The sequence below is a fragment of the Granulosicoccus antarcticus IMCC3135 genome, from assembly GCF_002215215.1.
GTDB lineage: Bacteria > Pseudomonadota > Gammaproteobacteria > Granulosicoccales > Granulosicoccaceae > Granulosicoccus > Granulosicoccus antarcticus.
The window spans coordinates 5,363,045-5,384,085 of record NZ_CP018632.1 but is presented as its reverse complement, the minus strand read 5'-3'; the positions used below and the strand labels follow the sequence as shown (position 1 = coordinate 5,384,085).

General features: G+C 51.7%; 21 protein-coding genes. 12 read left to right on the top strand and 9 right to left on the bottom strand.

Annotation, left to right across the window (positions count from 1 at the left end):
* The first annotated feature begins 264 nt into the window (after nucleotides 1-264).
* Both IMCC3135_RS23335 and IMCC3135_RS23330 read left to right on the top strand, forming a co-directional pair.
* On the top strand, nucleotides 265-648 hold the full coding sequence (locus tag IMCC3135_RS23335; protein WP_157736228.1) for a PQQ-dependent sugar dehydrogenase: 384 nt from the start codon (nucleotides 265-267) through the stop codon (nucleotides 646-648).
* A 23-nt stretch (nucleotides 649-671) separates the two neighbouring features.
* Nucleotides 672-854, top strand: coding sequence for a PQQ-dependent sugar dehydrogenase (locus IMCC3135_RS23330; protein WP_088919783.1), 183 nt, complete (start codon nucleotides 672-674; stop codon nucleotides 852-854).
* A 149-nt stretch (nucleotides 855-1,003) separates the two neighbouring features.
* On the opposite strand, the gene IMCC3135_RS23325 is transcribed toward IMCC3135_RS23330, so the two are convergent.
* From IMCC3135_RS23325 to IMCC3135_RS23290, 8 genes are all read right to left on the bottom strand, one after another.
* On the bottom strand, nucleotides 1,004-2,323 hold the full coding sequence (locus IMCC3135_RS23325) for an aspartate aminotransferase family protein (protein ID WP_088919782.1): 1,320 nt from the start codon (nucleotides 2,321-2,323) through the stop codon (nucleotides 1,004-1,006).
* Between the two features lie 21 nt (nucleotides 2,324-2,344).
* Complete coding sequence (locus IMCC3135_RS23320) at nucleotides 2,345-3,103, bottom strand: dimethylarginine dimethylaminohydrolase family protein (RefSeq protein WP_205737683.1); 759 nt, start codon at nucleotides 3,101-3,103, stop codon at nucleotides 2,345-2,347.
* 43 nt (nucleotides 3,104-3,146) lie between these two features.
* Nucleotides 3,147-4,751, bottom strand: a complete 1,605-nt coding sequence (locus tag IMCC3135_RS23315; RefSeq protein ID WP_088919780.1) for a 5-guanidino-2-oxopentanoate decarboxylase — start codon at nucleotides 4,749-4,751, stop codon at nucleotides 3,147-3,149.
* Nucleotides 4,752-5,930, bottom strand: a complete 1,179-nt coding sequence (locus tag IMCC3135_RS23310; RefSeq protein ID WP_088919779.1) for a pyridoxal phosphate-dependent aminotransferase — start codon at nucleotides 5,928-5,930, stop codon at nucleotides 4,752-4,754.
* Between the two features lie 23 nt (nucleotides 5,931-5,953).
* The gene (locus IMCC3135_RS23305) at nucleotides 5,954-6,736 is read right to left on the bottom strand and encodes an ABC transporter permease (RefSeq protein ID WP_088919778.1); all 783 of its coding nucleotides are present in this window, start codon (nucleotides 6,734-6,736) and stop codon (nucleotides 5,954-5,956) included.
* Nucleotides 6,737-6,738: 2 nt separating this feature from the next.
* Entirely contained in the window at nucleotides 6,739-7,470 is a 732-nt protein-coding gene (locus IMCC3135_RS23300; protein ID WP_088919777.1) for an ABC transporter permease, read from the bottom strand.
* Nucleotides 7,471-7,532: 62 nt separating this feature from the next.
* Nucleotides 7,533-8,315, bottom strand: a complete 783-nt coding sequence (locus tag IMCC3135_RS23295; protein ID WP_088919776.1) for a transporter substrate-binding domain-containing protein — start codon at nucleotides 8,313-8,315, stop codon at nucleotides 7,533-7,535.
* A 55-nt stretch (nucleotides 8,316-8,370) separates the two neighbouring features.
* A complete protein-coding gene (locus tag IMCC3135_RS23290; RefSeq protein WP_088919775.1) occupies nucleotides 8,371-9,162 on the bottom strand; it encodes an ABC transporter ATP-binding protein in 792 nt (263 codons plus the stop codon).
* A 148-nt stretch (nucleotides 9,163-9,310) separates the two neighbouring features.
* On the opposite strand from IMCC3135_RS23290, the gene IMCC3135_RS23285 reads away from it, so the two are divergent.
* The 3 genes from IMCC3135_RS23285 to IMCC3135_RS23275 all read left to right on the top strand — a co-directional run bounded on the left by IMCC3135_RS23285 (nucleotide 9,311) and on the right by IMCC3135_RS23275 (nucleotide 14,167).
* Nucleotides 9,311-9,946: a TetR/AcrR family transcriptional regulator gene (locus tag IMCC3135_RS23285; protein WP_088919774.1), complete on the top strand. Its 636-nt coding sequence runs from the start codon at nucleotides 9,311-9,313 to the stop codon at nucleotides 9,944-9,946.
* Nucleotides 9,947-10,157: 211 nt separating this feature from the next.
* Nucleotides 10,158-12,053: a sigma-54-dependent Fis family transcriptional regulator gene (locus IMCC3135_RS23280; RefSeq protein ID WP_088919773.1), complete on the top strand. Its 1,896-nt coding sequence runs from the start codon at nucleotides 10,158-10,160 to the stop codon at nucleotides 12,051-12,053.
* A gap of 311 nt (nucleotides 12,054-12,364) precedes the next feature.
* Entirely contained in the window at nucleotides 12,365-14,167 is a 1,803-nt protein-coding gene (locus IMCC3135_RS23275; protein ID WP_088919772.1) for an NAD(P)/FAD-dependent oxidoreductase, read from the top strand.
* Between the two features lie 84 nt (nucleotides 14,168-14,251).
* On the opposite strand, the gene IMCC3135_RS23270 is transcribed toward IMCC3135_RS23275, so the two are convergent.
* Nucleotides 14,252-14,638 (bottom strand): VOC family protein, encoded by a 387-nt coding sequence (locus tag IMCC3135_RS23270; protein ID WP_088919771.1) that lies wholly within the window; start codon nucleotides 14,636-14,638, stop codon nucleotides 14,252-14,254.
* A 90-nt stretch (nucleotides 14,639-14,728) separates the two neighbouring features.
* Between IMCC3135_RS23270 and soxR the strand changes: the two genes are divergently transcribed.
* From soxR to IMCC3135_RS23225, 7 genes are all read left to right on the top strand, one after another.
* On the top strand, nucleotides 14,729-15,199 hold the full coding sequence (gene soxR, locus IMCC3135_RS23265) for a redox-sensitive transcriptional activator SoxR (RefSeq protein WP_088919770.1): 471 nt from the start codon (nucleotides 14,729-14,731) through the stop codon (nucleotides 15,197-15,199).
* Nucleotides 15,200-15,366: 167 nt separating this feature from the next.
* On the top strand, nucleotides 15,367-15,858 hold the full coding sequence (locus IMCC3135_RS23260) for a 3'-5' exonuclease family protein (protein WP_205737682.1): 492 nt from the start codon (nucleotides 15,367-15,369) through the stop codon (nucleotides 15,856-15,858).
* A gap of 784 nt (nucleotides 15,859-16,642) precedes the next feature.
* Complete coding sequence (locus IMCC3135_RS23250) at nucleotides 16,643-16,906, top strand: hypothetical protein (RefSeq protein ID WP_157736227.1); 264 nt, start codon at nucleotides 16,643-16,645, stop codon at nucleotides 16,904-16,906.
* On the top strand, nucleotides 16,903-18,543 hold the full coding sequence (locus IMCC3135_RS23245; protein ID WP_088919766.1) for a sodium:solute symporter family protein: 1,641 nt from the start codon (nucleotides 16,903-16,905) through the stop codon (nucleotides 18,541-18,543). The genes IMCC3135_RS23250 and IMCC3135_RS23245 overlap by 4 nt, the downstream gene beginning before the upstream one ends.
* 536 nt (nucleotides 18,544-19,079) lie before the next feature.
* Nucleotides 19,080-19,814: a haloacid dehalogenase type II gene (locus tag IMCC3135_RS23235; protein WP_088919764.1), complete on the top strand. Its 735-nt coding sequence runs from the start codon at nucleotides 19,080-19,082 to the stop codon at nucleotides 19,812-19,814.
* 62 nt (nucleotides 19,815-19,876) lie between these two features.
* The gene (nrtS, locus tag IMCC3135_RS23230) at nucleotides 19,877-20,065 is read left to right on the top strand and encodes a nitrate/nitrite transporter NrtS (RefSeq protein WP_205737681.1); all 189 of its coding nucleotides are present in this window, start codon (nucleotides 19,877-19,879) and stop codon (nucleotides 20,063-20,065) included.
* 187 nt (nucleotides 20,066-20,252) lie between these two features.
* A complete protein-coding gene (locus IMCC3135_RS23225; protein ID WP_088922024.1) occupies nucleotides 20,253-20,843 on the top strand; it encodes a TetR/AcrR family transcriptional regulator in 591 nt (196 codons plus the stop codon).
* The last annotated feature ends 198 nt before the right edge of the window (nucleotides 20,844-21,041 follow it).

The window sequence follows — 21,041 nt, the reverse complement described above, 5'->3', positions numbered from 1 at the left end:
GCTGGGAACCATCAAAATCAGGTTTTTTCATCAGTAAGGTAGACTCGGCGGCTTACATGCCTGCGGGCACCAAGTTTCTGATTCCGCCCAGGCTATTGTCGCCGATGTCTTGCTTTAAGTATTCTTTCATCGAAGCTTAATATACAAAACTTAACCGTGAGCAGAGGAATAGCCTTGATCAGGAATAAGCGCTTCGGGCTTGTCATATTCATTTGTGCCGTTTTAATAACGGTGTTAGTCGCAGTCAGACTGACTCCAAAGCTGATGCGACGATTTTACACCCAGGGCCTGGAGTTGGTAGAACTCACCAGCGGGCTGGAGATTCCCTGGTCAATGGCTTTTCTGCCTGACGGCTCCATGCTGGTCACAGAAAGGGTCGGCAGGTTGCGACACATAGATTCTGAGGGTTTGCTCAGCGGCCCCATTAGTGGGCTTCCGCTGATCGCCCAGGGTGGCGAAGGAGGGTTGCTTGGTATAGCGATCGCGCCTGATTTCAGTCAGTCTCGCCGCGTATTCTGGAGTTACAGTGAACCGGCAGCCAGTGGCCAGCAAGGGACAAGCAGTGCTGTTGCTAGTAGTCCAACCGGAAGATATTTTCATGTTCAGCGAGCCGCAGTGTGCCTCCCCGTCTGCGTTGCCTCTCCTTGACGTACCCCGGTACGCCTTCTTTGATGGGGGTGTTGCACAGTCGGGCATTGATGCTGATGAAAGTTGAAGGCAATCAGATTGTTGAAAGAAAACCCATCTGGTTAGGCAAATACCAGCGTGTACGTGATGTGCAGCAAGGCCCGGACGGCTGGATTTATGTGGCCGTCCAAAGTCCCGAGGGCACCATTATCAGGCTTGTTCCTTAGGGATTGTTTCACGATCCCTTAGCCAAGCATCACTATCGTTTCATTCTACGATTGACGCCTGCTGCCTTCGTAAAGCAGGCCGTGCTGGCTGAGCAGTTTCTGCCGACCCGTAACAGCCGCTATTAATATTCAGAATGAGACAAGGGGTTTCAAAGAACATCCTTGATAGCGTTGTTCAGCTTGCCTACGACTTCATCAATCTGGCTGTCAGAGATTATAAAAGGTGGTGCCAGAAGAATATGGTCGCCGTTCTGGCCGTCAATCGTGCCGCCCATGGGATAACAAATCAAGCCGGCATCAAAGGTCGCCTTCTTGAGTTTCTTGTTGATTTGCCTGTCAGGAGAAAAAGGTTTTTTCGAGCCTCTGTCTTCTACTATTTCCAGGCCAAGAAAAAGTCCACGTCCACGAATATCGCTAATATGCGGATGCTGGCCAAACTGCCGATTGAGTTCTGCCTTGAGTTTTTCCCCCATGGAGTTGACGGCACTCAGGAGATCTCGGTCCACAATGCTGGTCGCTACCGCCAGGCCAGCTGCGCAGGCGGTGGGGTGCCCGATATAGGTGTGTCCGTGCTGGAAAAAGCCTGAGCCGTTTTCAATGGCATCATAAATTCCGGATGTACACAGCATGGCGCCGATGGGCTGATAGCCTGCACCCAATCCCTTTGCGATCGTCATGATATCCGGAGCAATGCCGTCCTGTTCACAGGCATACAGGGTTCCGGTTCGACCCATACCGCACATGACTTCATCAAGGATCAAAAGAATGCCGTATTGGTCGCAGATCTTGCGGATACGTTTGAAATAACCTTCGACGGGCGGAACGGCTCCCAATGTGGCTCCGACAACAGGTTCGGCGACGAAGGCCATAACGCTTTCGGGCCCAAGACGCAGGATCTCTGCCTCCAGCTCATTGGCGACACGCAAGCCATAGTCGGTAGCGCTTTCGCCTTCTGTCCGGCCTCTGTACTCATAGCAGGGCGAGATATGACTGGTTTCAATCATGAGAGGGGAGAAGGGCTCGCGGCGCCACAGGTTGCCACCTGCCGCCAAAGCACCCAGCGTATTCCCATGGTAGCTTTGGCGACGCGCGATGACGCGATGTCTGGAAGCTTGCCCGATTTCCAGAAAATATTGCCGGGCAAGCTTCAACGACGCTTCTACCGCTTCTGAGCCACCGGAAACAAAATAAACACGATCCAGATCACCGGGGGCATGATCGATGAGAAAGTCTGCCAGTTGCTCTGCGGGTTCAGAAGTGAAGAAGCTGGTGTGGGCATAAGCCACCTTATCCAGTTGGCTTTTGATCGCTTCCGTGACTACCTTGTCGCCATGGCCGAGGCAGGAGACAGCGGCGCCACCAGAACCATCAAAATATTGCTTGCCTGTGCTGTCGATGAGATAACAACCCTGGCCGGAGGCGATCGTGGGCAGATTGCTTTTTGTGTGACGCGGGAAAACATGTGACATAAAGCGACTCGATCGTCAATGCTAGTTGAACATCAGGCTGCAACAGGTCACAGCTCCTTCAGCTTTGGCCAGTTCGGACATGTCAACAACATGCACGTCGTGACCCAGAGCCTCGATTGCTGCCTGTGTGTTGGGGTAGCCGGCCCCGTAGAGCAAGCTGCTTCCTACACGGACGACATTGGCGCCAAAGGGTTCGTCGGGGTGTGTCTTGACGATAGTGTAGCCCTTGAACAAGTCAACATCTACCCAGTCCGGGTTGAGTAAAACGGTCTGGTCATCAAGGGCTGTTACGGCGGTTTTAAGGTGCAGACATTTTCCCATTTCAAGGCCATGCACGGTGTAACCGAAGCTTTCCAGGTGCTGCTGCAACTGCACGACGGCTTCGCTGTTACTGCGGCTCGACAGGCCAACATAGACCTCTTTGCCAATAGTGAGCACGTCGCCGCCATCCAGAATCGCGGGTTCCATGATATGGGCCAGTGGACGGAGCGGCTCGAGCGCTTCGGCGATACTGCTGGTCTCGGGGCGACGCGAGATTGCACCGGGGTGAGTAATGATTGCGATCTCGTCAAAAACCAGTGCGGCGTCTTCGACAAAGACCGAGTCTGCAAGCGTCGGTTGCTCGGCTAGTTCAATGACGTCAACCGCCAAGTCTCTCAGCGCCTGGTTGTAAGCTTCATGTTGCTGACGAGCGCGGTCCAGATCGAGCGCTTGTCGATCCATATGAGTCAGCTCGCAGTCTTGCATGGCTGATGAGATAGCACGTGTGATGGCTTTCATGATGCGCTTTTTTCGGTCGATGAAAAGTGGCTGGTTATGTCAATTATAGAGCCATTGAACGAGCCGTCTGCTCGTCGATTTCGATTAGTGTGGCTTTGCCTGTGCCCTTGGCGTTGACAAGCGCGGTCTCGAATGCTTCCTTGCTATCGGCAAAGGTAGCGTCCAGGCCCATGGCGACAGCGATGGCGACAAAGTCTGGTGTGTGCAAAGCAACCCCCACGCGTTCTATATTAGCGCCGCGCATATAGCGTTCTATCTCACCGTAGCCCTGGTTGTTCCAGACAATGAAGACAACATGCGCTTGCTCCTGAACTGCAACGATAAGCTCGGCCAGGCAGAACTGTAAACCGCCATCGCCAATCAGGCAGACTGTCGTGCCTTGGCTGGCGATGGCTGCACCGATAGCGGCGGGCACACCGTAGCCCAGTGCGCCAAAGCCGGTGGCAGAGTTGAACCAGTGATTGGGGCCCGATGCACCGCCATACAGATTACCGGCATAGGTCAGCTGAGTAGAGTCGCCAATAAAGGGTTGGGTGGGGAAGTGCTGGTGCAACAGCTCGAGCACTTTGCAGTCTTGTTGCATGTCATCGTCCAGCTCTTGCCATGCAGCCGCGCGTGTTTCAGCGGCTCTTGTCATCGCTGTACTATCTGTGCGAGATTGCAGTTGAGGCTGCAGCATGTGCAGAAATTGCTCGCTGTCAGCCAGTACGGCTAGTTCGGCAACACAGCCGCTGTGTAATTGTCTGCTATCGATATCGACGCGGATAAGCGTGTTGTCGATACAAAAATCACCGCGTTCATACATATCGTAATCGGTGCTGCCAAATTCTGTGCCCAGCGCCAGGACGATATCGGCGGCAGCTGCCAGTTGTCGGACGGCGATTAATGATGGACTGGCAGAAATGGCAAGCGGATGATTGGGGGTCAGAACTCCTCGAGCGTTGGTGGTCATCACCACAGGCGCATTGATGGTTTCTGCAAGGACTCTGATGGCCTCACTGGCCTTGCTTGCACCGCCGCCCACTAATATCAAAGGTGTGCTGGCGCTGTTCAGGAGCCTGGCAACCTGGTCGATGACGGCTGTCGGTGGGGCTGGCTTGCTAATGCCGGCAGGCGGTAACGCTATACATTCACTGGCTGCTTCTGCAAACAAATCGACGGGCACTTCCAGGTATACAGGGCCAGGGCGTTCGCTTTGGAATACTGCAAATGCTTTATCGAGGAAAGGTTTGAGTTGACGAGCATCGGAAAGGGTATGGCTGAGAACGGAACAGCTGCTGGCAACCTGTGATTGCCGGTGTAATTCATGCAGATTGCCACTGCCCATGCCCAGATAAGGACGTGGGTTGACGCCAGCGATAACCAGCATCGGGATAGAGTCGGCCATGGCTTGTGCCATCGGTGTGGCAATGTTCAGCATGCCGGGACCCGTGATGACAAATGCCACGCCAGGTTTGCCGCTTATGCGCGCATAGCCATCGGCCATGAAGCCGGCGCCTTGTTCATGACGAGATGTGACGTGGTGTATGCCGCTGTTGGCCAGACCACGGTACAGCTCGATGGTATGCGCCCCCGGGATACCAAACACGGTATTGACGTCGCGTTGTGCCAGCAGACGTACCAGTTGCTCGCCGATGGTTTCAGTCATTTATGCAGTCTCTAGCTGTTCGACAAATAGTCGAATACGTCGACAGGCCTCGCGTAGTGAGTCTTCACCGATGGTAAAAGCCAGACGTACACTGCCGTCCGCGCAGTTCCCAAAAGCCTTTCCATCGATACTGGTGACTGACTGTTGCTGGTAGAGCTGGCGCACGAACTCGGCACTGCTCAGTCCAGTGTCAGCGACGTTGAGCATGATGAACATGCCTGCTTGCGGTACTTCGCAGCTAACAGCGGTGAGCGGTTCCAGTTCCTGCAGTATCAGATCACGACGACGTTTGAATGTGTCGGAAATACGTTGTGTATCGCTACCATCATCACGCAGTGCACACAGGGCGGCGCGCTGGACAAAGCCAGGTATGCCGTAGGTCATGCACAAGGCAAGGTTGCTCATATGTCTGGAAAAATCTTCAGGACCAACAGCCCAGCCTGCACGCCAGCCGGTCATCGCGTGGGATTTGGACAAGCTGCTGATGGTGATGGTGCGATCCTGCATACCCTCGAAGGTGGCGATGGAGAGGCATTCGCCTTCAAACACCAGCTCGGCGTATACCTCATCAGAGACAACCCACAGATCGTGTTCGATGGCTAGCTCGGCAATGCATTGCAGCTCTTCCCGGTTGTAGACAACCCCGGTAGGGTTGACCGGGGTGACCAGAAAAATCACTTTACTCTTGCTGGTGATCGCCTTGCGCAGTGCATTCAGGTCAGGCCGAAAACTTGATTCAGACGGACAGGGTACCGAGATGATCGTCGCACCTGTCGCGCCCAGCGCTGCTGCATATGTGACATAGGTGGGATCAAATACGATCGCTTCATCCTCGGAGCCGAGCAACAGGGCGGCGGCACTGAACAAGGCATTCTGGCAGCCAACTGTCATGCTGACGTTCCGGGCAGTGTAATGGCTGCCAACTCGTTTGTTCATGCGCTCGGCTATGGCGCTGCGCAATTCCTCACGACCCGTAATGTCGGTGTAGTGTGTATCACCTTGCTGCAAGGCGGTAATGGCTTCATCGACGACCGTTACAGGGGTGTCGAAGTCCGGGTCTCCGACACTGAGAAAGTAGACCTCTTCGCCTTTATCGTGAGCACGTGAGCCTGCGGCATGTGTGGCCCAGGCTTCGGCTCCTTCGCCACCGATACGCTGACTTAAATCACTAAAGCGCATAAATAATTACTTTTCCCTTGGGATTAACGAACCGGCAGGCGGTTCTCGAAGTGCTTGAAAATCAGTGTCAGAATGCCGGCCAGGATCATGTAGATCAGTGCCAGTAACAACAGCGGTTCATAGGTCAGAAAAGTGTCTTGTCGTATTCTTGAAACAACGCCATAGATGTCGATAACCGTGATGGTTGCCACCAGTGGCGTTGCCTTGAGTTGCAAGATGACCTCGCCACCCAGTGTTGGCAGTGCGCGATGGATTGCTCGGGGTAACCAGATACGGCGCAACACTTGCCAGGGACTCATGCCATAGGCACGTGCCGCTTCCAGCTCGCCTTTGGGCACTCCGGCAAAAGCGCCACGCATGACCTCTCCTTCATAAGCTGCGAAAGAGAGCGTCAGAGTCAGCAGGGCATAGGGCCAGGCCTGACGTAAATAAGGCCACAGGAACGAGTCACGAATCTCGGGTATGGTCGGAAAAATCGAGCCTAAGCCGAAATAGAGCAGCCAGAGCTGTAGTAGCAGTGGGGTGCCACGGATCAGTGTGCAGAACCCGAGCGCCAAAGCGCTTAGAGGCCTGGGGCCGGTGACTTGCACCAAGCCCAGGGGGATGGCCAGCAGGAAACCGAACAATACGCTCAAGGCCAGTAACCACAAGGTGCGCCAGAGTCCCTGGGCAATCTGCTCAGTGTAGCCAGGTAACCATTCCCAGCGCATGCTTATAGCGATATAGGTGATCAGTGCAGCAGCGATCAGCGCCATCACTATTCGATGTGGAGCTGGCCAGTAGCTGGATTTGACTTCATGCTCCATTGTCAGCTCTCCTGTGGCAGGCCGCGACGGGCATGTTTTTCGATCATCCGAATCAATTGTTGAGAAATCAGAGTGACTAGCAGGTACAACACGCCAGCAGCGCAGTAGAACAACAGATAATGTTTGGTTGATCCTGCCGCCTGTCGCGTTTCAAGGGTCAATTCGCTGAAGCCGACGACCGCCAGCAAAGCTGTGTCTTTAGTGGCAATCAGCCACAAGTTGGCAAGCCCTGGAATAGCGTAGGGCAGCATGGCAGGTAGAGTGATACGTCGCAGACTCTGAAAGCCGCCCATGCCATAGGCGCGTGACGCTTCGAGCTGACCTGCTGGCACTGACTTGATCGCACCACGAATGACTTCAGTGGCGTAGGCGCCTTGCACGACTGCGATAACGAAAATTCCGGCAGCAAGTCCACTGATGTCGACGGTGGGACGGCCCATCGAGGTCATCAACTGATTAACGAGGTCGGTGCCGGCGTAGTACAGCAGCAGAATCAATACCAGTTCTGGGATAGCGCGAACGCAGGTGGTATAGGTTGCGAGCAAGTCGCGCGTCACCGGACCTCCGTAGAGTTTTCCGCAAGCACCTGCGATACCAATCAGCAAGCCCAGGGAATAGCCGCCAAAGGCGATCTCCAGTGAATGCAGCAGGCCGCGTAACAAATTGCCTCCCCAACCAGGGGGAGACAAAGCGAGCAGAGCAAGATTGCTCTGCAGTACGCTCAGAGATTCCATATGATGCCTGTCACAGAGTCTGTGCGAGGGGAGATATGGTCACTGGGCATGCGCCGCTGCACCTATTCGCCGTAGATATCGAAGTCAAAGTATTTGTCGGATATCTCAGTGTATTGCCCGCTTTCACGCACGGCGGCAATGGCATTGTTGAGCTTGGCTTTCAGCTCGTCTTCACTCTGGCGCAGTCCGATGCCGATACCCGGCCCAAGAATGTCCAGATCGCCAGCGGCGTCGCCTTTGAACTCACAACACATCTGGCCTTGATCCGATTCCAAAAATGCTGTCATGGCCAGAGAATCTGCCTGTGTTGCATCAATGCGACCTGCCGCCAGATCCTGATTGGCTTCATCCTGTGTCTGGTATTCCTTGATCTCTGCAACCACGGGCGCAAAGTGCTTGAGCGCGTACTCGCGGTGTATGGTGCCCGCTTGCACACCGAGTATCTTTCCGCTTAATCCTTCAGGTGTGGCGTCCATCTCAAGGCGTTTGTCGCCAACGATGGAGGAGGGGGTGTTGTAGTATTTGTCCGAGAAGTCGATAGTTTTTGAACGTTCGGGGGTGATCGACATTGATGCCATGATCATGTCAATCTTCTTGGACGTCAGTGCTGGAATGATACCGTCCCAGGATACGGGGGAAATTTCACACTCGAGTTCGGCAGCGGTACAGATAGCGCCGATCATATCCACTTCCCAGCCCTGCCAGGTGCCGGCCGCATCTGCCGAAGCGAACGGTGGGTATGGCTCAGCGGCGATGCCCACCTTGACGGTTTCGGCGGATACACCTTGAGCGCCGAGTAGCGCCATTACGGCGCCCAATAGCAATTTGCTGTTTTTGACTTTCATGTTATGAATTTCCTCAGTTGTTGATTTTCAGGTGTGTCAGCTTCTATGGTTCGAGCTATCTCACCGTGCTGATGAACTGTTGTAAACGCGCCGATTTCGGATTGTCAAAAATCTGGTCGGGTGGGCCTTGCTCTTCGATGACACCTTGATGTAAAAACACGACGTGGGTGGCGACTTCACGAGCAAATTGCATCTCGTGTGTGACCAGAATCATGGTGCGTCCTTCTTTTGCCAAGTCTGCAATGACTTTGAGCACCTCGCCCACCAGCTCTGGATCCAGGGCAGAGGTTGGTTCGTCAAACAGCATCAGACTGGGCTGAATGGCGACGGCGCGAGCGATGGCCGCCCGTTGTTGCTGACCACCAGACAAAAAGGCTGGGTAGGTGTCCCGTTTGTCGCTCAGACCTACGCGCTCCAGCAAGGATTCGGCCGTCGCAATCGCTTCAGCTCGAGGTATGCCGAGTACTTGTGTGGGTATTTCAATCAGATTCTGCAGCAAGGTCATGTGTTGCCACAGATTGAAACTCTGGAACACCATGCCGAGTCGACTACGAATTTTTCGTATCTGCTTCCTGTCTGCCGCTACCAGGCTTTTGCCAGAGCGTTTTAGCAGAATTTCTTCGCCATCTACCGCGATCTGACCCTCACAAGGGGCTTCCAGCAGGTTGATACACCGCAGTAGTGTCGACTTTCCTGAGCCGCTACCGCCAATGATGGCGACAATATCACCACGTCTCGCCTGCAGGTCTATGCCCTTGAGAACGTGTAGTTTTTCAAAACTCTTGTGTAGTCCAGTAATGCGCAGCGCCATGGGCGCCTGTTCGGGGCTAGGGTCAGCTGAGGGCATACATGCTTCCAGTCAGACAAAGTTGAGTTATTGTACGTGTGTATAACAACTACGCAATGTTTATTTTTTTGTTAGCACTTGCCCCTATGCCCGCGCACCGAATTGGCGCAAGGTGTTTCATGTTGGTGATGCCTGAGAAGGAGATTGTATGAGTCAAGGCAGAAAATGCTTTAAACGTGAAAATGAAGAGGATCGCAAACTTGCACTGATTCAAGCTGCACAGACTTGTATTGTTGAAGGCGGCATTCAGTGGGCGACAGTGCGAAATATTGCGGCACAAGCAGGGGTGACTCCCGGGTTGATCAGGCACTATTTCCCCAGTAAAGATGCGCTTTTGTGTGAGGCTTATCGCCATACCATGTGGGAAATGACGGCGCATTCCGTGGTGGGTCTAGAGGACCTGGAGGGTGGGGCCACCGTGCGTTTGCACCAGTTCATCAAAGCGGTACTGAGCCCCCCGGTCATGTCTGCTCGGCAACATCAACTGTGGGCCTCATTTACCAGTTTGATGCGCTCGATTCCTGACTTTGCACAGGTTCACCAGGAGTCGTATCTGGAATTTCGTCGTGAGTGTCGCCAATTGGTTCGCGACGTATTGATAGAGCAACAGCGGGTTTGCAAGGAACGGGAAATCGAGCAGTTAGCGGTAGCGCTCAACGCTCAACTTGATGGTTTGTGGCTAGAAGGGTGTCTGGCCTCAGAACTATTTGATGCTGACGAATTGGTACAGATCGGGATTCGTTCAATAGACGCATTGTTGGTAATCGCGCCAGAATCCGAATAATTGATCGCGGATTCTGGCGCTGCGTACATGCGCCCTGACAGCGAGCAGTCATGAACACATACCTTGACTGAACATGACCGCTCAAAGTAAAACTGTACCTGCAAGTGTCGAGAGCTACTGCAAAGCGGTCACGACGATCGAGATAACTGAATTTGTCACCAACTGGTCCACCCAAGAGGCCAGCTACTCAGCAGGGGAGTGATCGTCAACCATGTCGGATTTTGAGCATATAAAAGAGATCGAAACTGTCGGCTCAGGAGTCCAGTCGCAACGTGATCATGTTGTGCTTGATTCCTGGTTGAGGTGCCTCAATGAGCACAACCTTGATCCATCAAAACAACAAGGTGCCTATATTGTGCCTGCCACGCAGTTGCGTGAGCATCGGCAGCAATCTGAGGAATTGATCAACATCGCTCGTTCAGGCATCGAGGAATTGTATCGTCAGGTCGGTGGTCAGAATTATGTTGTGTTGTTGTCCGATCAGAAGGGCGTCACTGTCGAATTCATGGGTGATGCTTTTTTCAACAATCAACTGCAAAAGGCAGGTTTGTTCATGGGCTCGGAGTGGTCTGAAGAGCGTGCAGGTACGTGTGCCGTAGGCGCCTGCCTGAAGACCGGCGAAACGCTGACGATACATCAGACCGATCATTTTGATGGCATGCATACCGGACTGTCCTGTACAGCGGCTCCCATATACAGTGCTGCAGGAGAGCTATCTGCCGTACTGGATATATCATTGTTGAGCTCACCAATCGTCAAGGTGAGTCAGAATCTTGCATTGCATTTCGTAGAAGCGGCAGCCCGACGTATCGAGCTTGCGAATTTGATGGCCAAGTCACCGCACGAATGGGTGCTTCGATTTGCACGATCTCCAGACTTTCTGGATGTTGATCCGGAGGCGGCGGTGGCTATTGATGGCTCGGGTAATGTGAGTGGCTTGACTCACAACGGAGCCAAGTTGCTTGCAAAAGCTTCTCAGCGTGTCTGGCGTGAACCTGAGGCGTTGATTGGACAGCCAATCAGTCTGTTTCTGGAAATGGACGTCAACGATCTACCTCAATTGACAAGAGGCAGGCCAGCGGTAGAGCGCCTGGTCAGAACTCGATTCGGACATGGCTACTTTGTACATGCGATTGAACCACAACCCAAAAATGCAAGTCTGAACCACAAGAAAGTAGATGTACCCAAGCCGCTTCGTAAACTCAGTGACAATGACCCTGCGATGACACGAATGCAGTACCGGGCAGGCAAGTTGGCAAATACCAATGTGGGTATTCTCATTCAAGGGGAAACCGGAACCGGCAAGGAATACTTAGCCAGAGCGATTCATGAAAGTAGCGGTCGTCAGGGCCGTTTTGTAGCGATCAACTGCGCAGCGATACCAGAGCACCTGATTGAAAGTGAGCTGTTTGGGCATCTGGGCGGGGCTTTTACCGGAGCGGCACCCAAGGGCCGAAAAGGCTTGATCGAAGAGGCTGATAAAGGCACGCTTTTTCTGGATGAGATTGGTGATATGCCTTTAGTGCTGCAAAGTCGACTGCTGCGAGTCTTGTCTGAAAAACAGGTGCAGCCGGTCGGTAGTACGCATATGCGTACGGTGGATGTACGAGTGTTGGCGGCCACGCATCGCTCCCTGGTGGAGCAGGTTGCAGCTGGGGAATTCCGGGCAGATCTTTTGTACCGTATCAATGCAGCGACGCTGACTTTACCGGCGCTTCGCAATCGCTGTGACTTCAAATGGTTGGTTGAAAAACTATTGGAGCGTCATGGGAATGGTCAAATCATGAGTATCTCGGACTCAGCCCTGATCTCACTCAAATCTCATGACTGGCCGGGGAATCTGCGTGAGTTGGACAATGCAATAGCCGTAGCTGTTGCATTGACAGAGACTGGCCTCATTGATGTCAAAGACCTTCCAGAATCGTTGTTACCGTACAATTTTGATGAGGAAGCTGAGTCAAATGCAGCGCCAGATCCAAAGAGTCAACTGCTCAAGGAAGCGCTTGAAATGTGTGATTGGAACATTTCGGCAGCCGCCAGAAGGCTTGCAGTGGATCGCTCGACCATTCATCGACAGATAAAACGCTTCGGACTTGCTCGCTCGTAGCGGATGGAGCTAGTTCGACAATAAACTGAGCCCATTCCTCCCTTGCACTGGCATGAATAAACGCCACAGTTTGTTGCAACAGCTGTGGCGTTTGAGAGATCCGTGCAACACTGCTGATTATTTAAGTTGATGATTTATATGAAATAAATAAAAATTTCCTTTGTGGCACAAGACTTGAGATATTACGTCGTAACGGTGCAGTGACGGGCAACAATAACTATTGCTGATTACCGTGCGCTTCGACCTTGAAAGCGCGGAATGATACCGCGCCAAGCTGCTCATAACCACAAAAAAGGATAAGGAGAAACACCATGTTAGACAAGACAAGTCAGGCCATTCTGGAGGAGACCCTGACTCGACTCAGTGAATCCCTGGAAAGTGGCAATATCGACGCCGCCCTCGAACTGTTTCAAGACGATTGTTACTGGCGCGATCTTGTTACCTTCACCTGGAATCTTCGAACGATGGAGGGCAAGGCCGAGATTCGAGACATGCTGACGACTCAGCTGGCCAGAATAAAACCTGCCAGTATTCGTCCAGCAAGCGATGAGCCGGCCAGTGGTGATGCTGCGCTGGTAGAAGGCTGGATCGAATTTGACACAGAAGTCTCGAGAGGTTTCGGTCATATACGCATCAAGGAGGGACGTATCTGGACCCTTCTGACGACCATGTCAGAGCTCAAAGATTTTGAAGAATGCAAGGGTGCCACCCGACCGATGGGGGCTGAACATGGTGTCGACAAGAATCGCATGAACTGGACAGAGAAGCTGGCCCATGAGCGCGATACCCTGGGGTATACCGAGCAACCCTATTGTGTCGTTGTCGGTGGTGGTCAGGGTGGTATTGCATTGGGCGCGCGTTTGCGACATCTGAATGTACCGACCATCATCATCGAGAAAAATCCCAAGGCGGGTGATAGTTGGCGTAATCGCTACAAGTCGCTTTGTTTGCATGATCCTGTCTGGTATGACCATTTGCCCTATCTGCCATTTCCCTCCACATGGCCTGTGTTTGCACCCAAGGACAAGATAGGTGATTGGTTGGAGATGTACACCAAAATCATGGAACTCAATTACTGGACATCGAGTGAGGCTACTAATGCCTACTATGATGAGGAAAAGAAAGAATGGGTTGTCAAGGTCAATCGGGATGGTGAGGAGGTGACTCTGAGGCCTAAACAACTGGTCATGGCGACGGGCATGTCTGGCAAGGCCAATGTGCCTGATTTTACCGGGCAGGACGTGTTCAAAGGCGAGCAGCAACATTCCTCACAACACCCGGGACCTGATAATTATGCGGGCAAGAAAGTCGTGGTGCTGGGTGCGAATAATTCGGCACACGATATCTGTGCAGCACTTGCCGAAGCCGGTATTGATGTGACCATGGTGCAGCGATCATCCACGCATATCGTACGTTCTGATTCATTGATGGATATTGGCCTGGGTGCCTTGTATTCCGAAGAGGCAGTTGCCAATGGCATGACGACTCGAAAGGCTGATCTGATCTTCGCCTCCTTGCCCTACAAAATCATGCACGAATTTCAGATTCCGCTATACCAGCAGATGAAAGAGCGTGATGCTCAATTTTATGCCGACTTGGAGAAAGCTGGTTTCATGCTTGATTGGGGCGATGATGAATCCGGGCTATTCATGAAGTATCTGCGTCGTGGGTCGGGTTACTACATTGATGTCGGTGCTTGTCAATTGATCATTGATGGGACCATCAAGCTGGTTAGTGGTGTGGGTGTGGAGGCATTGGATGAAACCGGCGTCATTCTGTCTGACGGGCAGCATCTGGACGCCGATCTCATAGTCTATGCCACAGGCTTCGGATCGATGAATGGTTGGGTCGAGGACCTGATTGACAAGGGAACGGCCGAGAAGGTAGGAAAGGTTTGGGGACTCGGTTCACAGACCACCAAAGACCCTGGTCCCTGGGAAGGCGAACAGCGCAATATGTGGAAGCCCACACAGCAGGACGCATTGTGGTTCCATGGCGGCAATCTTCATCAGAGCCGGCATTATTCGCAGTATCTGTCCTTGCAATTGAAAGCTCGCATGGAAGGGCTTGATACTCCAACGTACAAATTGCAGGAGTCTCACCATCTGCAGTAAGCCTTGCCTATAAGATAGCGTGTCATTCCACACCCCGACAGTAGATGGATAACTGTCAGGGTGTGGGGTGTGACTGGCTCGCAATCAGTTATCGTAGGAGATGACTTCTATCTCGAGCCCGTTGGCATCGTGGAAGTAGAAACGCTTGCCCGGCTCATAGTCAGCGTGTGAGTGGGGTGTCATGCCAAGCTCGATTACTTTGCGTTCGACCTGCTCCAGATTGTTGACAACCACACCGATGTGGTTAAGCCCATGTTGTCGGAAATAGCTATCGGTGGCGTTTTTACTTTGCTTTTCGTTCGAATACAGAGCCAGGTATGAGTGCATGCCTCCTACGTGAACCGAAAATCCGCCATGGATGGAGTCGCCTTGCCAGCGAATGCGCCAGTCGAACAGCTCACACAACATGCTGGCGGTGCTTAGCGGGTCGGGAGTCGTCAGGTTAATGTGCTCAAGTATGGATTCGTTCATGAGATTTCACAGTCTTCGTCCAGGGTGTAGTCATAGGCTAATACCTCAAGTAAGGTAGAGGTCAAGACAAATATTACGGGCTGGGGAGTAATGACTGCAGGCAAGAAAAAGACTGATGCACTCACTATTGGTGAATTGGCGGAACGCTCGGGCTTATCGGTGACGGCCATCCGATTCTACGAAAGCAAGGATCTGATCAGCTCGAATCGTAGTCCCGGTGGCCAGCGGCGGTTTCCACGCAGTAGTCTTCGTCGATTGTCCTTTGTCAAGATCTCTCAGAATCTGGGTTTTTCACTGGGAGATATACGAGAAGCGATGGCAACATTGCCTGATTCCAGGACACCAAGCAAACGTGATTGGGAGATATTGAGCCAACACTTTGTCGCAGATATTGATCGCCGAATTGCAGGCCTTGAACAGCTTCGCGAAAACCTGACATCCTGCATTGGTTGTGGTTGCCTGTCTCTGGCACGCTGCAGGCTGTACAACCCGCAGGATGAAGCATCAGGCTTTGGTCAGGGACCACGTTTTCTCATGGGGGATCGCCCTGAGAAGACTTGAGCCTCATAGGGAGACCAGGCTCGGTTTGTGCTGGTGGCGTTTTAGCTTGTCGTTACTGAGTCACTAAGGATGCGTTGACCGGAATGGCACAGGAGATATGCAGCATTGGGGTGGCAATGAGCTCATGTGTCTGAAATCATGCTCTTCCACTTATGCAAAGGCCTGCTATGACTCCCATCATTATCGATATCGAAGCGTCCGGATTTGGGGCCATGTGCTATCCGATTGAAGTGGGCGTGGCGTTGGCAGACGGTCAGCGTCACAGCATGCTCATCCACCCGGTTGCTGAATGGACGGACTGGGAAAGTTCGGCTGAATCACTTCATCAGATATCACGCGAAACATTGCTTGCCCACGGTAAGCCGGTACGCGAAGTCGCCGATCTCCTGAATTCCCTGCTGGCTGGTCAATCAGCTTACTCGGATGGCTGGGTCGTGGACCGACCCTGGCTGACCAGTTTGTTTCATGCTGCGCGCGTGCCAATGCAGTTCACGCTGAGCCCGATCGAGCAATTGATGTCAGAGGCTCAGATCGAGTGCTGGGATACCGTCAAGCTGCAGTTAATCGATGAGGCTGCGGCAACGCGACATCGTGCCAGCTTCGATGCCTGGATCATTCAACAAACCTTTGTACGTTCTCGTGAACTGGCCGAATCCTGATTCGGCGTTTATATTTGATATCGATGCAGTCGGTGTACCAGAGGCGACAGGTACGATCATCAACACAGTCGTTATCACGCCTTAACAAGCCTTAACAGCCCGTATTGCCCGTATTGAGAGAGCGCAAGGCAGGCCTGAAAGCCTTGCGCTCTCGTTTTTTGAAACATACACACACTCTCTGATGAGTAAAGCCCGGAGTCTGGAACCTTCCTGGGCCCGGAGCCTGAAGCCTTCCTGGGCTCGGCGCGCAGTTTTAACCTTTCTATTCAATCAGTTACCGACCAATCAGTGGTGTCTCTCTTCCCCTGTAGCAGTACCGGTAACCGCGTACTGCCGGAATGCTGTTTCGCTCAGGCGCGATGCGCCACCCCCATAAGTTGCACAGCTCTCACAGCTTGCACAAATCTCATAATCTGAAACGTAATGGGAATTGATGTGCACAATTTCTGGCTGGGTACCTGAAGGCAGTTGCCTCCGTAGGAGGACCGTCCACAGTGATGCCTTACAAGGCAGGATGAGGGTTGCTCAGAAAACCTGACTCATCAATTTGCCAGCAATTCCAGAGTGAGACGCACTGGTAGCCCTCATGAAGAAAAGTGCTTGTCTGCGTTTTGGTGCTCGAATTCAACAGAGTGATTGATGAATCTTGATGATGGCTATGCTGAAAATTATTCTTGAATATGAATTCAAAAAAGGATAGTGTCACGCCACAAATAAAAAAAGAAATATGTAGATACCACTCACCCAATAGAAAAACAGGGTTTTTAAAAACCGGAGGATGGCAGTGAAGGCATATGACAAAGAAATAAGATCTACGATTTGGTTCGGTGCGATTTATGTGATTCTGGGCCATACAGGTTTGTTCGCGATACTGATTGGGACTAATAACGACAACCGAATTCTGGGTTTCCCTACTCACTACTTTATTGCTCTTATTCTCGGGTCGCTGGGAATATTAGTCGTGTCCATATTCTGGGCAAGCTATGCGAACAAGCTGGAAGACGAGATAGAGGCTGAGAATTCAGCGCTGCAGGAAGAGGCGAAATGACTGCAGAAAACTGGCAGTTAGACAATATCTGGCTAGGACTTGGGATAACGTTTGCGGTCTTTAGCCTTTACTATATTGTTGCTTTTATAAACAATAAAAAGACAGAGAATGCCACCGACCTCTATCTGGCAGGGCGTTCGATAGGGCCATTGGTCAACTCCCTTGCTGCCTCATCTACCTGGATGAGTGTCGCCACATTTTTGGGCGTTGTGGCGCTTATACAGCAGCTGCATCTGCCTTTTGTCTATATGTGGATTCAACTGATTCTCAGTGTGCCACTACTCGTGATGCTTTACGGAGCCTCTCTTTACAGGATGGAGGTGTTTACTTCCGTTCATTTCGTGAAGCAACGATACGGGCGTCAAAGTGCTTTTCTGGCCGCAGGCTGGATGCTGTTGATCATGTTGATGTACATGGTCGGACAGTTCATTGGCATTGCAAAGGTGTTTGAGGTCTTGTTGGGATTGGATTACACCCTGTCGCTGATTCTCTCCGCCGTGGTAATTACAGGCTATATCACCATTGGCGGCATGAAAGGGGCGACTTATAACGATGCCATTCAAATGGTGATCATGATGGTCGCATTGTTAGTGCCTCTGGCCGCTATCCTCAAGGCAATGGGAGTCTCAGGATACTGGTTTCCACCATTGGGTTATGGGGATATGACGGATGCACTGTTAGAGAAAATCCCGACATTCTTTGATCTGAAATATGAACCTCGTTTCTACTTGTCACTGTTTGTCGCACTGACAATTGGCACCATCGGTCTTCCGCAATTAGCCCAACGTATTCTGACTTCCAAGAGCATCAAGTCCGCACGCAAAGTCGTCCCCTGGTTTTGTCTTTGGGTCGGCATCATGTTTCTGGGGATTTATGCGATGGGGTTCGCAGGTGTTTATCATTTTGCCTTGCTCGGCCTTGAACTTTCACCAGAGGCTGCTGACAAAACGACTCTGTTGCTAAATTTGGCCTATAACCCGGATTGGGTGTCTGCCTTTGTCATTGCAGGAGTATTGGCAGCCGGTGTTTCCACCATTGCAGGGCTGATGATTGGTGTTGCAACAGTGGTAGGGCATGACATAGTGGGTGTGATCAAACCGGAAATGAATGAGAAGACCCAGCTAAAGTATGGGTACTTTGCGTTGGCAGGCACGGGCGTTGTTTCGCTTCTGGTTTCGCTGAACCCGCCAGCATTCCTGATTACCTCCATTTTCTGGGCATTTGGACTCTGCGCAACGACAATCACACCGATGGTGGTGCTGGGAGTCTGGTCAACGCGTATTAATTCCTGGGGTGCCTTTGTTGGTAGTTTTGTGTCAGGTGCTTTATATATTGTTATCTCCCCGTATGTGTTTGGGGATCTATCAGTTGGTACTGGCCTGGTCAGCAAGCTTGGTTTTGCACAAGCGCTGATTTCAGTTCCTGTCGGTTTCATAGTGACAATACTCGTCTCTTTTCTGGCAGAGAGGGTGGTTGTACAGGCCGCCTCTGCTGAGCGAAGCGAAGCACAGGAGTTGGTGGAAAGAATGCATGGCTGGGCGGATGTCACCCGCGTGCGCTATGACAGTTCTACCTGGCTGCTGATTCTGTGTGGACTATGGGTACCTGTTTTGCTTTGGGGCTTGGTCCCATGGTAAGGGCCATGATGCAGACCAGGACTGTGCAAAATAGCTGGATGCCCATGATTGGTATTCCAGTGACAGGACTGCTATGGAGTCTGGCTGTCGTGTGGCTGAATACTGAACAGCTCGCTACCGCGGGGGTCTTGCCGACTCAGGCGTTCATGGTTGTTGCTCTTGGTGGCCTTACGCAAACTATTGCTTTATGGGCAGGATTCTCAGCGGTTCTCTGGGCGATGGTGCGAGCATTTGGTGCGCACCTGCCTTTTACTGAGCTTTTCACTCTGATTTGCTCTGCATCATTGCCCTTATGGGTGGGTGCTCCAGCGCTTGCCTACTGTTTATATTCCGGGAAGTCATTGGTGAGCGTAGCCGGGTTGATATCTATGCTGAGTTTATGTGCCTTTTTATACACAGCAGCACGATTGCTGGCACCCAGACTTTCGTGGTCGATTTTGCGCTCTGTGGGGGCAGTAAGTTCAGCCGCAATATTCCTGTTCAGTTTTACCTTCCTGAATAACTGACTCTAGAAAATAAAAAATGGAGAGCTACACATGACAATCGAAGCTTTTGTGTTTGACGCTTATGGGACTCTTTATGATGTCCATTCCGTCTCACAACTCACGGAGGAAGAGTTTCCTGGAAGAGGGGATTTGATCACTCAAATCTGGCGATTGAAACAGTTGGAATATACCTGGCTACGTTCACAAATGCAGGTGTATCGTGACTTCTGGGAAGTCTCTGAAGAGTCGCTTGTCTACACGCTGAAAGCGATTGGACTCTCAACTGACAAGGTGGTCGTAAATCGTATTCTCGACAAATATCTGCACCTGGATCCATATCCTGACTGCCTGTCCGCTCTGGATGCTTTGAAAGGTTATCCGCTTGCCATTCTCTCCAATGGCAATCAGGAAATATTGGACAAGCTGGTTAAAAATACCGGACTGGATACGCGCTTACAATCGGTTATCAGTGTTGATAAAGTCAAAACATTCAAACCACATCCAACGGCCTATGAACTTGTCGAGCAGACTCTCGGTATAAAGCCGGAGAATGTAATGTTTGTCTCTTCCAACTCCTTTGATGCTACAGCCGCAAAGAACTTCGGTTTCCAGGTAGCCTGGATAGAACGAGTTACCCCGGAGGCATTGGCGGCTGAAGTAGCATCCCAGGAGGTCGTTGGTCCGTCTACCATGTTCAAATTATTACGGATGCAACTGGAGAATTTTGGCATGGAGCCTGATCATCGTCTTACATCACTTTCAGACCTTGCCTCATTGATAAAATGAAAGAATCGGCGCCGCAACTACCGGTTAGAAGCTTTTTGCAGATAGCCTGTAGTCCCTCTGTCATGAAACGGGCACTACGGGTGTCAATTCTGGTCGGTGTGGTGCTGGCTACAATCAATCATGGTGATCGATTGTTGGCTGGGGATATCGATGTAAGCATCATGTTCAAGATATTGTTGACATTCTGCGTGCCGTATTCCGTTTCAACCTACTCGTCGGTGCTCGCTATCCGGGAATTTCAGGGCGGCTGAAGTTCTTCTGAACACGTATACCTGTTCATTACAGGAATGCCTTCAGGCCTCACATCTATACTGATATGCATCTGTATCAGTATAGATAGATGGCTGCATAAGTTTTCTACCGATTTGACATATAATCAGAGGCCGTTATGGGGTAGCCTCCATTAGGTCCAAAGCCTCACCAGGAGTAATGAACAGCATGGCACGTCATCGCGAATTCAATATGGACGATGTTCTGGATGGTGCGATGGGCGTGTTTTGGCGTGATGGCTATTCTGGTGCTGCGATAGGCGACATTTGCACAGCCACGGGCCTCAATCCGGGTAGCATATATGGCGCTTTTGGCAACAAAAGAGGTTTGTTTCTAGCTGTAATCCACCACTATCTAGAGCAGATAAATCAACCTGGCATTGTCATTCTGGAGTCTAACCCTGAGGGCTTGGGCGGTATACGAGACTATTTCGAACATATCGTTGAAGGCATCCTGCATAACAATCGGCGATGGGGGTGCCTTGGTACAAATGCCTTCATTGAACTCAAAGAGTCCGATGACGAAGTCGCTAAAATCTTCAAGAATCACTTCGCACATTTAGCCAAAGTATTCGAAAGAGCTCTGGAACGCGATGGGATCAAGAACGCCTCCATCTGGGCACAACATCTGCTCTGTGTCTCACAAGGCCTGAACGTGCTGGCAAAAACAGATCCTGACGTTGCCCTGTTGAATGCAGTGGTTGAGACGACGACCCTGGCTATCGGTAACTCCAGCATAGCGTCTCAAGTCTACAACTGACGTTTGCAAGAACCTGTTGTTTCAGAGAAATCCCGGGGTGTTCTGTGGTGCTGCATTGATAGTCATTGCAAAATAGAGCCTATCGGAAGAGCCACAAGCGCGTGCTCAATGAGGAAGTCAGTCTAAGGATAGATTGGGATGTGATTGTTGACAGGGTCAGCTGCAACTAGTCATAAAGATGGGGAAAAGCAGTTTACG

What these genes read in the sequence shown, in the direction of transcription:
- IMCC3135_RS23335 (WP_157736228.1), top strand. Translation starts at nt 265, where the DNA reads ATGCGACGATTTTACACCCAGGGCCTGGAGTTGGTAGAACTCACCAGC.
- IMCC3135_RS23330 (WP_088919783.1), top strand. Translation starts at nt 672, where the DNA reads ATGGGGGTGTTGCACAGTCGGGCATTGATGCTGATGAAAGTTGAAGGC.
- IMCC3135_RS23325 (WP_088919782.1), bottom strand. Translation starts at nt 2,323, where the DNA reads ATGTCACATGTTTTCCCGCGTCACACAAAAAGCAATCTGCCCACGATC.
- IMCC3135_RS23320 (WP_205737683.1), bottom strand. Translation starts at nt 3,103, where the DNA reads ATGAAAGCCATCACACGTGCTATCTCATCAGCCATGCAAGACTGCGAG.
- IMCC3135_RS23315 (WP_088919780.1), bottom strand. Translation starts at nt 4,751, where the DNA reads ATGACTGAAACCATCGGCGAGCAACTGGTACGTCTGCTGGCACAACGC.
- IMCC3135_RS23310 (WP_088919779.1), bottom strand. Translation starts at nt 5,930, where the DNA reads ATGCGCTTTAGTGATTTAAGTCAGCGTATCGGTGGCGAAGGAGCCGAA.
- IMCC3135_RS23305 (WP_088919778.1), bottom strand. Translation starts at nt 6,736, where the DNA reads ATGGAGCATGAAGTCAAATCCAGCTACTGGCCAGCTCCACATCGAATA.
- IMCC3135_RS23300 (WP_088919777.1), bottom strand. Translation starts at nt 7,470, where the DNA reads ATGGAATCTCTGAGCGTACTGCAGAGCAATCTTGCTCTGCTCGCTTTG.
- IMCC3135_RS23295 (WP_088919776.1), bottom strand. Translation starts at nt 8,315, where the DNA reads ATGAAAGTCAAAAACAGCAAATTGCTATTGGGCGCCGTAATGGCGCTA.
- IMCC3135_RS23290 (WP_088919775.1), bottom strand. Translation starts at nt 9,162, where the DNA reads ATGCCCTCAGCTGACCCTAGCCCCGAACAGGCGCCCATGGCGCTGCGC.
- IMCC3135_RS23285 (WP_088919774.1), top strand. Translation starts at nt 9,311, where the DNA reads ATGAGTCAAGGCAGAAAATGCTTTAAACGTGAAAATGAAGAGGATCGC.
- IMCC3135_RS23280 (WP_088919773.1), top strand. Translation starts at nt 10,158, where the DNA reads ATGTCGGATTTTGAGCATATAAAAGAGATCGAAACTGTCGGCTCAGGA.
- IMCC3135_RS23275 (WP_088919772.1), top strand. Translation starts at nt 12,365, where the DNA reads ATGTTAGACAAGACAAGTCAGGCCATTCTGGAGGAGACCCTGACTCGA.
- IMCC3135_RS23270 (WP_088919771.1), bottom strand. Translation starts at nt 14,638, where the DNA reads ATGAACGAATCCATACTTGAGCACATTAACCTGACGACTCCCGACCCG.
- soxR (WP_088919770.1), top strand. Translation starts at nt 14,729, where the DNA reads ATGACTGCAGGCAAGAAAAAGACTGATGCACTCACTATTGGTGAATTG.
- IMCC3135_RS23260 (WP_205737682.1), top strand. Translation starts at nt 15,367, where the DNA reads ATGACTCCCATCATTATCGATATCGAAGCGTCCGGATTTGGGGCCATG.
- IMCC3135_RS23245 (WP_088919766.1), top strand. Translation starts at nt 16,903, where the DNA reads ATGACTGCAGAAAACTGGCAGTTAGACAATATCTGGCTAGGACTTGGG.
- IMCC3135_RS23235 (WP_088919764.1), top strand. Translation starts at nt 19,080, where the DNA reads ATGACAATCGAAGCTTTTGTGTTTGACGCTTATGGGACTCTTTATGAT.
- nrtS (WP_205737681.1), top strand. Translation starts at nt 19,877, where the DNA reads ATGAAACGGGCACTACGGGTGTCAATTCTGGTCGGTGTGGTGCTGGCT.
- IMCC3135_RS23225 (WP_088922024.1), top strand. Translation starts at nt 20,253, where the DNA reads ATGGCACGTCATCGCGAATTCAATATGGACGATGTTCTGGATGGTGCG.